The 11,547-nt window shown below is 71.2% G+C and carries 9 protein-coding genes and 2 pseudogenes; 6 read left to right on the plus strand and 5 right to left on the minus strand.

The window, feature by feature from the left end; genetic code table 11:
* Nucleotides 1-750, plus strand: a pseudogene (locus ACZ4WH_RS43260) (MFS transporter); the annotation flags it as partial.
* A gap of 242 nt (nt 751-992) precedes the next feature.
* Here ACZ4WH_RS43260 and ACZ4WH_RS43265 read toward each other — a convergent pair.
* The 3 genes from ACZ4WH_RS43265 to ACZ4WH_RS43275 all read right to left on the minus strand — a co-directional run bounded on the left by ACZ4WH_RS43265 (nt 993) and on the right by ACZ4WH_RS43275 (nt 2,837).
* Nucleotides 993-1,433 (minus strand): hypothetical protein, encoded by a 441-nt coding sequence (locus ACZ4WH_RS43265; protein WP_468191625.1) that lies wholly within the window; start codon nt 1,431-1,433, stop codon nt 993-995.
* Nucleotides 1,434-1,604: 171 nt separating this feature from the next.
* Entirely contained in the window at nt 1,605-1,868 is a 264-nt protein-coding gene (locus ACZ4WH_RS43270) for a hypothetical protein (RefSeq protein WP_468191628.1), read from the minus strand.
* A 33-nt stretch (nt 1,869-1,901) separates the two neighbouring features.
* A complete protein-coding gene (locus ACZ4WH_RS43275) occupies nt 1,902-2,837 on the minus strand; it encodes an NADP-dependent oxidoreductase (protein WP_468191631.1) in 936 nt (311 codons plus the stop codon).
* Between the two features lie 71 nt (nt 2,838-2,908).
* Between ACZ4WH_RS43275 and ACZ4WH_RS43280 the strand changes: the two genes are divergently transcribed.
* From ACZ4WH_RS43280 to ACZ4WH_RS43300, 5 genes are all read left to right on the plus strand, one after another.
* Complete coding sequence (locus tag ACZ4WH_RS43280) at nt 2,909-3,904, plus strand: GlxA family transcriptional regulator (protein ID WP_468191634.1); 996 nt, start codon at nt 2,909-2,911, stop codon at nt 3,902-3,904.
* A 159-nt stretch (nt 3,905-4,063) separates the two neighbouring features.
* On the plus strand, nt 4,064-4,912 hold the full coding sequence (locus tag ACZ4WH_RS43285; protein WP_468191636.1) for an MBL fold metallo-hydrolase: 849 nt from the start codon (nt 4,064-4,066) through the stop codon (nt 4,910-4,912).
* A gap of 611 nt (nt 4,913-5,523) precedes the next feature.
* Complete coding sequence (locus ACZ4WH_RS43290) at nt 5,524-5,646, plus strand: hypothetical protein (protein WP_468191639.1); 123 nt, start codon at nt 5,524-5,526, stop codon at nt 5,644-5,646.
* A gap of 320 nt (nt 5,647-5,966) precedes the next feature.
* Nucleotides 5,967-9,308, plus strand: a complete 3,342-nt coding sequence (locus ACZ4WH_RS43295; protein ID WP_468191641.1) for a right-handed parallel beta-helix repeat-containing protein — start codon at nt 5,967-5,969, stop codon at nt 9,306-9,308.
* Nucleotides 9,309-10,258: 950 nt separating this feature from the next.
* Nucleotides 10,259-10,516 (plus strand): hypothetical protein, encoded by a 258-nt coding sequence (locus ACZ4WH_RS43300; RefSeq protein ID WP_468191647.1) that lies wholly within the window; start codon nt 10,259-10,261, stop codon nt 10,514-10,516.
* Between the two features lie 204 nt (nt 10,517-10,720).
* On the opposite strand, the pseudogene ACZ4WH_RS43305 reads toward ACZ4WH_RS43300, so the two are convergent.
* A pseudogene (locus ACZ4WH_RS43305) lies at nt 10,721-11,057 on the minus strand (glucose-6-phosphate isomerase); the annotation flags it as partial.
* Between the two features lies 1 nt (nt 11,058).
* The coding region (locus tag ACZ4WH_RS43310) for a glucose-6-phosphate dehydrogenase assembly protein OpcA (RefSeq protein WP_468191644.1) at nt 11,059-11,547 on the minus strand (489 nt) is incomplete at its 5' end.

Here is an 11,547-nt window from a genome sequence, read left to right on the forward strand (position 1 = left end):
ATAGCCGTCCAGACCAGCGATCACCCGACGGCGGTCGTGTTCCTCGGCCTGGCGGTGGTTCTCGTCTACGGCATCGCCTCCGTGCTGGCCGCCCCGGAAACCGCGGACCGCCACCCTGGTGTCCTGGCGTCGCTGCGCCCCAGGCTCAGGGTCGTCCGAGCAGCCCGGGGATGGTTCTGGTCCCTGGTGCCCCTGGTCGCAGGCGGCTGGATGTTCTCCGGCCTCTTCCTCGGCCTGGCACCGTCCTTCGACAGCTCGGTCTTCGGCATCCACCGGGCGGCCGTGAACGGCGCGATCGTCGCCATCCAGCCCATGGCAGCGGCCGTGGCGGGCATCGCCTTCGGCCGGCTGGCCGCCGAGCGGGCCACCCGCGTCGGCGCGCTCCTGTTGTTCGTGGGCGCCGTCCTCGCAGTCGTCGGTGTCGCGGCCGGCAGCCTGCCGCTGGTCATCGCCGGGGCGCTCCTCGGCGGCTCCGGGCAGGGAGCGGCCTTCGGCTCCTCCCTGCGCATCCTGGGTCCGCTCGCGGACAACGCCAGCCGAGGAGGCCTCTTCGCCGCGGTCTACCTCGTCGCCTACACGGCGTACGGCGCGCCGGTCCTCCTGGCCGGTATCGCCAGCGACTTCGTCCCGCTGACCACCACCGTCGCCGTCTACGGCTCCGTGGTGGCCCTGCTCGCCGCCACCGCGGCCCTCTCCCTGGCCCTGCGGGCGCGCCGCGCCGACCGCCCTCGGCTCGCCGAAGGAGCGTGAAACATCGCAGGTGAGTGGGAAGCACCGGCTGGTCGAGCGCGGCGAGGACGTCCTGCGCCGCAGGGGTTTCCTCGGCGCCGGCGTCAAGGACAGCAGGGAGGCGGCGGGGGAACCGAAGACCTCGATACGGTCCAGGGGCCCTGCCTCCGCACCTCGGGGAGGACGTAACCGGCGGTTGGCCTCTGCGGAGTCAGATGACCGGCCTCCCCTGCCGTCGGCGCCTCGTTGGGCTGAACGCAGGGTCACACCGTCCGGCGCCGGGAGTTCGGCGGGGAGTCGAGACCGCTGCTCCATGGGAGGTCACCGACCTTGGCGGACAGGGCGTGCAACGGGGCGAGCGGGCGCGGTGCTGGATGGCGGATGTGGTTCGTGACGCCGCCGGGGGCTGGCGGTGAGGACGGTGACGCCGGCCAGAGGCGGCTCGCCCCCGGTGCGCCCTCCCACTCCAGGTAGGTACGCCCGGCGTGCTGGGCCTCCGGCGACAACCGCGGCGGCTGCGGGTCCTCGATGATGTTCAGGGCGCGCGGCCAGGCGGTGAAACCGCCGAGGACGCCTTCGGACAGACGGACGTTGTTGTGGACGGCATCTCCGGCCACGACCAGGCCGATGGAGGGGACGTGCAGCACGCTGGAGGCGTCGGTGTCGGTGTGCCCGGTCTCCACCGCTCGCGGCTCGTGTCCCACGGAAGCAGGCCGAAGTCGGGAATGGGGGGCCGCCAGGACGGGGCTGTCGCCCATCAGGCCGGGGAAGTCGCGATCCCCCATCTGTGCCCGCTCGCCGGTGGCTTGCCTGTGCATCATCTCGATAGCGCCGGACAGTGCCCAGACGCGGGCCGTTGGCAAGCGGCGGGTCAGCTAGGCGGTGCCGGACCAGTGGTCGCCGTGACCGTGGGTGGCGTAGATGTGCGTGAGTCGTTCGCCGGAGTGCTCGACCCATTCGGCGACGGTGCGGGTCTGCTCCATCGTCAGCGGCGGGCCGACCGGGGCGGCAGTACGCTCACCCGGGATCAGGTTCGTGGTCAGCGGGGAGGACACCAGCCGGTTACCGTCGGGCATGCACTGGTCACCGACGCGTGGGACGCCGTCTCGGACGAGCGTGGAGGAGTGCGGCGAGGCCATCGCCGCACTCCTCCTCTGCGGGGCGGGCAGGCCTCAGGCGACGGTGAGGACCGTCTTGCCGCGGCCCGGCTTGGCGGTCTGCGCGGCGCCGGCCTGCTCCAGCGGGTAGGTGGCGTCGACAGTGGGGACCAGCCGCCCGGTCGCGGCGAGCTCGGCCAGGGCGCTCATGCCGATCCGGTCGGCCTCGACGAACAGGCCGGCGGCGCGGACGCCTCGGCGGGCCGCCTCCGGCAGTGCCTCGGCGAGGGTGTGCGGCAGGGTCGTGACGAGGATGCCGCCGGGCTTGAGGCAATCGAGCGCGCGCACGTGGTAGTCGCCCCCGACGGCCTCCAGCACCACGTCCAGGTCACGGACAGTCTGCGTGAAGTCGGTGGTGGTGTAGTCGATCACGTCGTCGGCGCCCAGCGAGCGTACGAAGTCGGCGTTGCGGGCGGAGGCCACGGCGATCACATGAGCGCCGTGCGCCTTGGCGATCTGGACGGCCAGGTGACCGACGCCGCCGGCCGCGCCGTTGATCAGGACGTGGCTGTCCTTGCCGATACGGGCCGTCTCCACCAGGGCCTGCCAGGCGGTCAGCCCGGCGAGCGGCAGGGCCGCGGCCTGCACATGGCCGAGAGTCTCCGGCTTGGGCACGAAGGCGCGGGTCGGACCGAGGACGTACTGGGCGAAGGCACCGTGGCCGTGCGGGAAGGGCAGCATCCCGAACACCTCGTCGCCCACCTCGTACAGGGTGACGCCGGCACCGACGGCCTCGACGGTTCCGGAGACGTCCCAGCCGAGCACGAAGGGTGGTTCGCCGACGAGCACGCCGGCCTCGCGGTTGTAGGTGTCGACCGGGTTCACGCCCGCCGCGTGCACCCGGATCAGGATCTCGCCCAGGCCAGGCTTTGGGACAGGGGCCGTGACGGGCTTCAGGACCTCGGGGCCGCCGAACTCGTCCTGGCTGATCGTGAGCATCGTGTCGTTCATGCCTTCCACCGTCCACCCATCGACGATCACCGGGCAATGACCGATTCGCCAATACTCGATAGAATCCTGCCATGAATAGTTCCGGGTGCACTCCGCACTACGTGGCCGTCCTCGCCCTGGACGGGGTCTACCCCTTCGAACTGGGCATCCCGGCCCGGATCCTGGGTGCCGCCGAAGGCCACTACGACGTCCGCGTCTGTTCGGCGGACGGCGGGCAGGTCGCCACCAACGCAGGGTTCTACGTCATGCCCGAGCACGGACCGGACATCCTGGAACGGGCCGAGACCGTCATCGTCGCCCCGATCGAGCCCACGCGTCTGACCCGCGACCTGCCCGCGCCCGTCGCGGCCGCACTCTCCCGGATCCGCCCCGGCACCCGGATCGCCTCGATCTGCACCGGCGGGTTCATCCTCGCCGCCGCCGGCCTGCTCGACGGACGCCCCGCCGCCACCCACTGGGAATGCGCCGCCTACTTCCGCCGCTGGTACCCGCACATCCGCCTCGACGAGGGCGTCCTGTTCGTCGACGACGGCGCCATCCTCACCTCCGCCGGCGCCGCCTCCGGCGTCGACCTGTGCCTGCACCTCATCCGCACCGACCATGGCAGCGAACTCGCCAACCGCGCAGCCCGCCGCTGCGTCGTACCACCCTTCCGCGACGGCGGGCAGGCCCAGTACATCGACCGACCCGTCCCCGACGACCCGGCCTCCTCCACCGCCGCCACCCGCCAGTGGGCCCTGGAACACCTCGACGAGGCGCTCACTGTCCCTCGACTGGCCGAACACGCCCACATGAGCCTGCGCACCTTCGCCCGCCGCTTTCGCGAAGAAACCGGCCTGCCACCCCGTCAATGGATCATCAAGCAGCGCCTCGACCGCGCCCGCCACCTGCTGGAATCCAGCAACCTCACCGTGGACCAGATCGCTACCGACGTCGGCTTTGCCACCGCCGCCTCACTGCGCCAGCACATGAGCGCGGAACTCGGCGTCTCTCCGCTCGCCTACCGCCGCACCTTCCGGTCTGCTGCCGCGACCGCCCGGCCGGACCGTGCCGAGGCATCCGCGTAGCACGCCGACCCCGCTTGGCAGACTTCTGGCGCTACTTGGCCTTCGCTCCCTTGCAAGGCGTTTCGTCAGGCCGGACCGTGGATGCATGAACGATACAACGCTGACGGACCGTTGCGGTGAGTTCCAGGCGACCGGCACGACGCGGCAGGCGGTGAAGTGATGGCTCTCGGCTATGACGTCCTGGTGACCCTCCCCCCGCCGGCGGTGCTGCCCGACGGCACCTCGGTACGGCCAGTGCCGGCTTGGTCTCCGATCGCCTCCACGCTCATCTACGGCGAGCGCGACGCCATCCTGGTCGACGCTCCGCACACCGAGGACAAGGCCCGCGAGGTCGCCGACTGGGTGGCCGCCTCCGGCAAGAACCTGCTCGCCATGTATGCCACCCATGGCCACGGCGACCACTGGTTCGGCTTCGCGGAGGTGGCCAAGCGGTTCCCCGATGCGCAGATCCTGGGCACCAAGGGGACCGTGGCGCTCGCCCAACGCCACACAACCAAACTCATGGACTATTGGAACAGCCAGTTCCCCGGCCAGATCGTCAAGGACGTCATCGTGCCGACGGCGATCGACAGCCACACCTTCGACCTCGAAGGCCACGAAGTCCGCTTCGTGGAGGCAGGTGACAGCGACACCCAGGACACCACCTTCGTCCACGTCCCCGACCTCGGTCTCGCGGTCGCGGGCGACATCGTGTACAACGGCGTCCACCTCTACCTGGCCGAGGGTGACGCCCAGCGCCGCCGCGACTGGGGCTCCGCCATCGACAAGATCGCGGCCCTGCACCCGAAGGCCGTCGTCGCCGGGCACAAGGCTCCCGGCAGCGATGACGACCCCCGCCATCTCGACGAGACCCGCCAGTACCTCAAGGACGTCGAAGAGCTCAGCGCGGTGGCACGGGACGCCAAGGAGTTCTCCGACCTGATGACGGCGCGGCATCTCGCCCGGATCAACCCCACGATCCTCTTCCAGTCTGCCGAGCACCTCTACCCCGGCACCACCGTCACCTGACACAGCGCCCTGTCGCTGTCCGAGGTCAGAGCTTCCTTACGACCCGTTGCCCGGCGCCCGCATGCGGTGGCAGGCGGGCGCGGGGCCGGCGTCGGAGGAAGGACCGCTACGTCAGAACGACTCCCAGCCCGCCGTCGAGCGGGGCTGGACAGAATCCTTCGCTACAGCGGTCGCTGCCGCTCTCGAGCGGACGTTCGCCAAGAACTCCGTCCTTGGGGCCTTCCGCGACCCGCGAGCCGATCGTGGGCTGGGACTGGTCAAGCAGACGTTCGCCCAGGCCGTGGCGCCGGCCTGGGCATGAACGACGACGGCCGGATCGATGAGGTCTACGTCCGGCATCGTCCGCTGCACACGGTGCTCGGCTTCTCCGACGCTCTCGGCGGCCGCCGAGCCACTTCTGGGCAGCCATGGGGCCCTTTGGGCGCTGGCCCGACGGCACGAAGGACGAGGATACCGGCCTCGCGCCCTGTTCCCGGTGTTCCATCGCCCCGGGATCACCAGCAGAACCCCGCCGCCGCAGTCCGTGCTGCGCTGCACCCGGACCACCGACTGCTCGGCACCGCAAGGGGATCGGCTCCGCCGCCAGTGAAGGGCTGACCGCGGGCGAGCAGGTGCGCGGCACCGGGCGCGAGGCGCTCGACAGCCGGATCGGCGCGATGACCACGACGGTCGAGCAGGGCAGGCGGCGGACGAAGCTCACCGCCGACCGGCCGACGGTCGGCCTGGTCACGTAGCCGTCCTCCTTCCACCCGCTCGTGCACCCACCCGGCCACAGGGCCAACTGCACATGTGTGGCGGATCCGGTGCAACATGTGCGCGGGAGCGGCTGAGCGAGGACGTTCTGACGGACTCTCATGCGCAGTCGGCTCGTGGCCACATGTGTTCCTTGGATACCCTCAGAGGTGCACCACCCGAACTGCCGCGCGCATCTCGGCCGCTCAGGGCGGCCCGGCGGTGATGCGGGAGTCCGGACCCGCATCACCGCATCGGTCCGGTTGCCGGCCGGCAGCCGGAGCCGGAACGACCTGCGGCTGCACACTGAGGAGGATCGGCCGTGGCACGCACGACACTGACCGTGAGCCAGGATGGCGCCGGTGACCACCCGACCATCGCGGCCGCCCTGTCACGGGCCCGCGCGGGCACGGTCATCCGGCTCCGACCCGGCGTGTACGCCGAGAGTCTCACCATCCGCGCGCAGGTCACGATCGTGGCCGACGGCCCAATGGGGTCGGTGGAACTGGCGCCCCGCAACGGTACGGCGGTGACCCTGGCCGCAGATGCCGTCCTCCTGACCGACCTGGTGCTGCGAGGCAACGAGGACGACCTCCCGGTGGTCGACGCGGTCCGCGGGCAGGTGGCCCTGGACGGCTGCGAGGTCGTCGGATCCGGCTGGACGGCACTGCTCAGCCGGAGCACGGGGTCCCTGGCGATGCGCAACTGCCGGGTCACCAATCCGAACGGCGCGGGCGTGGTGGAAACCTCGGCGGTGGGCAGCGTCTTGGAGGACTGCACCCTGGAGCACATGGGCACCTCCGCCATCGTGATCAGCGAGGGCGGGCGCATCGTCGTGCGAGGTTGCACCCTGCGCGACGCCCGCGGCAACGGAGTCCTGGCCAACGGCGGCTCCGGAGGCCGGATGGAAGGCTGCGACATATCCTCCACCGACCGGCCCGCCATCGCCCTGGAGGACGCCACCGGCATCTCTGTGTCCCACACCACCGTGCATGACTGCGCGCTCGGCGTCTACCTGGCGAGCACCGCGAGGACCGAGCTGACCGGTGTACGGGTGCACGACACGACGGGACACGGTTTCGCCGTGGCCAACCGCTCGGACCCGCAGCTGTCGCGCTGCTCGACCAGCCGCACCGGCGGCAGCGGGCTGTTCCTGACCGAACGTGCCCGGGGCCGTTACGCCGACTGCGTCTTCGCCGAAGCCGCGCAGGCGGCCGTGCACGTCGGGCAGTCCAGCGCGCCCCACCTGCTGAACACCGAGGTCGAGGGCGGCGGCGAGTCCGGTTTCCTGCTGACCGACGAAGCCGAGGGGGAGATCGAGGGCGCGCACGTGTCGGGCACGCACGGTCCGGGTGTCGTCCTGCGGTCCGGGGCACGCCCCGTGCTGCGACGGGTACGGGTGACTGCCGCCCGTGACGCCGGCATCGTCGTCGGTGATCGCGGCAAGGGCCGCTTCGAGAACTGCGAGGTCCAGGACAGCACGGGGCCGTCCGTGCGAGTGGAGCAGGGCGGGCACCCGCAGTTCGGCGGCTCTTCCTTCAGAACGGCCGGGAAGGCGGGGGTGTCCGTGGCGCAGGGCGGCAACGCCTCCCTGCGCGACTGCGACGTGACCGGCAGTGCCGGTTCGGGGATCGCGGTAGACAACGGCGGCGACGTCACCCTGACGCGCGTACGGGTCAGCGGCGCCCGCGCGCACGGTGTCCTGGTGTCAGCCGGCGGCAAGGGCTCGCTCACCGACTGCGTGCTCACCGGCAACACCGGTGACGGCATCCGCCTGGACGGCACCGCGCCCATCACGGTCGCCGGCTGCACGGTGCACTCCAATCAGGGTGCCGGACTGCGGCACACCAGGCCCGGCCCGGCGCTGACGGTGGAGCGCCTGGACAGTTCGGACAACGGCCTGCCGGACAACTGGCAACCGGCGGAACCGGCCGCGGACGGCGGCGAGACGGCGGGCGCGAATCCGGCCGCGCCACCACAGAGCGGACCCCCGGTGGATGGCCCGTTCGCAGACCTGAACGCCCTGGTCGGTCTGTCCGGGGTCAAACAGCAGGTGAACATGCTGGTCAGCCTCGGCCGGCTGACCCAGCGGCGCGCCCAACTGGGCATTCCCGCACCGCCGATGAGCCGGCACCTGGTCTTCGCGGGCCCACCCGGTACCGGCAAGACCACGGTGGCCCGGCTGTACGGTTCGATCCTCGCCAGCCTCGACATGCTGCCGTCCGGGCACCTCGTCGAGGTGTCCCGGTCGGACCTCGTCGCCCAGGTCATCGGTGGCACCGCCATCAAGACCACCGAAGCCTTCCGGAAGGCGCTGGGCGGCGTGCTCTTCATCGACGAGGCGTACACCTTGCTGTCGGACAGCAAGGGCTCGGGTGTCGACTTCGGGCAGGAGGCCATCGACACCCTGGTCAAGCTGATCGAGGACCACCGGGACGAGGCGGTGGTCATCGTCGCCGGCTACTCCAAGGAGATGGAGGACTTCCTCTCCGCCAACCCCGGTCTGGCGTCCCGGTTCACCCGGACCATCGAGTTCGACAACTACTCCGTGGACGAGCTCGTCACCATCACGGAGAACATGTGCACAAGCCACAGCTACCGGCTCGACCCGGAGACCCGGCAGGCGCTGCACGTGCACTTCTCCGGCATGCGCCGTGACGCGACCTTCGGCAACGGCCGGGCCGCACGCAAGGTGTTCGAGGAGATGGTGGACCGCCAGTCGCTCCGGCTGGCGTCCATGCCGGACGCCGGCGAGTCGGACCTCACCCTCATGCTGCCCGAGGACGTGGGGGACGAGGAGGCGGCACAGATCCGCTCCGGCACCAGTCGGCCCGGTGAGAGCGACGTCCTCGCGGTGATCCGCGCCATGACCGGTCTGGAGGCCGTCAAGCGCGAGGTGGGCGGCATCGTCGACCTGCTGTCCGCCTACCGGCAGCGGGCCGCGGTCGGGCTGCCCACCCCCCGGATCAGCCACCACCTGATCTTCTCCGGGCCGCCCGGCACCGGCAAGACGACCATCGCTCGCCTCTACGCCGACCTGCTGCGCTCCTTCGGTGTCCTGCCGCGCGGCCAGCTCGTCGAGGTGGCGCGGGCCGACCTCGTGGGCCGCTACATCGGCCACACCGCCCAGCTGACCACCGAGGCGTTCCAACGAGCCGTCGGCGGCGTGCTGTTCATCGACGAGGCATACACCCTGACACCGGAGAACTCGCCGCAGGACTTCGGCCGGGAGGCGGTGGACACGCTGCTGAAGCTGATGGAGGACCATCGTGACGAAGTGGTCGTCATCGTCGCCGGCTACCCCGACGAGATGGGCCGCTTCCTCGAGTCCAACCCCGGGCTGGCCTCTCGTTTCACCCGCAGGATCGAGTTCGAGAACTACTCCACGGACGAGCTGCTCGCCATAGTCCAGGAGCAGGCCGGCGCGGCTGGGTACGAGTGCGCCCCGGAGACGCTGGAGGCACTGCGCGTCCATCTGGACGCCCTGCCGCGCTCGCGGTCCTTCGGCAACGCCCGTCTGGCCCGGCAGCTGGTCGAACAGATGATGACTCGTCAGGCGGGACGGCTGAGTGGGGTGTCGAACCCGGATATGATCACGCTCACCAGACTGCTGCCGGAGGACCTGCCCTTCCTGGCGGTGACGGCCGCCGAAACGCCCGCCTGAGAAGGCGTTCGCGGGGCGTGTCCGGGACACCCGTAGATGGGCAAGAAGAAGATCCTGATGCCCTGATGCGCTTGGGCTCACCCGCGGCCCCGGGCGGCGGGGCCGGGCGGCCGCCTGGACGGCGGGACGGCCTTGGCGCTCCTGCCGACGGACGGAGAGCCGGCGGGAGTGGCCCAGCGGCAGCCGCCCGTCCGGGTGGGAGTCCAGCCCGGCGTCCTGTCCGCCGCAGGCGACGCGGTCCGTGGCAGCCGCTGATTCTGCGGCACACGTGACGGTCACGAACCGCCCTGTGAGCGGGCCGTCAGCCAGCCTGCGCCCGCCGACGAGGTGACCCATAGTCGACGATGCCTGTCCGGCATCGGGTGATGACGGATCTGTCTTGGACAGTCGGCAACGCCTTCTGTTCGAATTGGCTGAAGCAGCCGCACAAAGAGCCCCTCCCCCGGCCCGGCCACTTGCCGGGCCCGGCGTCGGACGGCTCACGCACGGCGTACCCCCGACGCCGACGGCTCCGGCACCTCCCCCGGGGTGCCCGAGCGCGTGAGCCGTCCCCGCCGCCGTACGGTCCCGCTCCGGCGCCAAGGCCCTTCCGACCGGCATCCGCATGGGCGCAGGCCGTCGTCCACGGCTCCGGCGGAGAGGTTGCCGGTGTCCGGAGGCTTGGCGTCGGCAGAGTGTGTCCGCTTCCCGCATCGCCACCAGGGGCACTCCCGGCACCCGCCACCAGCAGCACAAGCGCCCGATGGGCTGTCTGTGGACGGGCAGCCGCCCGCACCCCGGGACGCCGGCTCACGCGGTCGTCATGATGCGTACGTCGTCCCTGCCAGGACGGCCGGACACTCGTCACACATGTCTCGCTGGGCGACTACCGCATCGTGCAGGCCGACATCACAGGCGGTACACGCAGCACCGCCGGGCGCCTGGTCCCGCGGAACCCGGAACTGGCACGGGTGGGACTGACCGAGGAGCAGGCTCGTGCCACGGGCCACGGCATCCGGATCGCAAGGCTGCCCGTCAAGGCCGTTCCACGGGCCCGCACCATGCGCGAGACCCGCGGCCTGTGGAAAGCGGTCGTGGACCGAAAACCGAGAGATCCTGGGTGTGGCCCTGCTCGGCCCGGACGTCCAGCGACCGGGCAACTCTTCGGCCGCTGGACCCAGGAGACAGCGAAGCAGCAGGTCAACGCCTGCACATCTCCAGGACAGTGACTCAAGCGACCCAAGCCCGGTCATGGCGCAGCGAACAGACCACAGATTCCGCCCTCGGTTTCTGCACCGCCACGCGGGATCAGGCACACCCCTTCGTCGCGAGCCGCGCTCGCTCGCCCCGAGTCCACGCGCCCGTAAGGTTGCAGACCATCAGCGCCGGCGGGCCGTGCTCGCTGCCCAGCCTGGACAGCGCTCCGGTGTCCAGCCGTCGACCTCGATCACCGCGTCCCGCGGGGCGCGCAGCGCGGTGTGCGGCACCGCCCGCCGCTCGGTCAGATTGATCTTCTCACCGCGGAGCGTGGCGTCCCGCAGCGCGAACACGCCGGTGGCGGTGGCGAGTTCCTGGAGCAGGGCCAGGGTCTCGTCGGTGATCAGCTGCTCGCTGTAGTCGATGTGCAGGTCGCCGACCCGGACGGTGTACCGCTCGGCGCGGCCGGGATCGGCCGCGAACAGGTCGCGCAATGGCGGCTGGCCCTGGACCCGAGTGGTCGGCGAGGGCCGTCCACTCGGGCCGGTGGGTGAGCTTGGGACACTGGGCCATCTCAGGCCTTCTCCTTGGTGTCCACGTCCTGGAGGGCGATGGCGTACATCTCGTCGGCGTCGAGGTGGCGCAGCTCCTCGGCGATGAGCTCGGAGGTGGGGCGGACCGTCAGGGCGAGGGTGCGCGGCGGCTGGCCCGGCAGGGTGAGCGTGGCCAACGGTCCTGCGGGCCGGTCGACGACGATCTCGCCGTTCGCGGTGCCCAGCCGCACGGCCGTGACGAATGGCCCGCCGGTCACCACCCGGTCCACCGGGACGCCCAGCCGGGCGCCCAGCCAACGCGCCAGCAGCTCGGCGCTCGGATTGTCCGCCTCGGCCTCCACGGCCGCCGACGTCACCTTCTCCCGGGACTGGTCCAGGGCGGCAGCCAGCATCGACCGCCACAGGGTCAGCCGGGTCCAGGACAGGTCGGTGTCGCCGGGCGTGTACGCCCCGGCGCGGGCCGACAGCTCCCGCACCGGCTGCTCGGCCGCGTAGGTGTCGGTGACCCG

The sequence above is a fragment of the Streptomyces sp. NPDC029138 genome, from assembly GCF_055564375.1.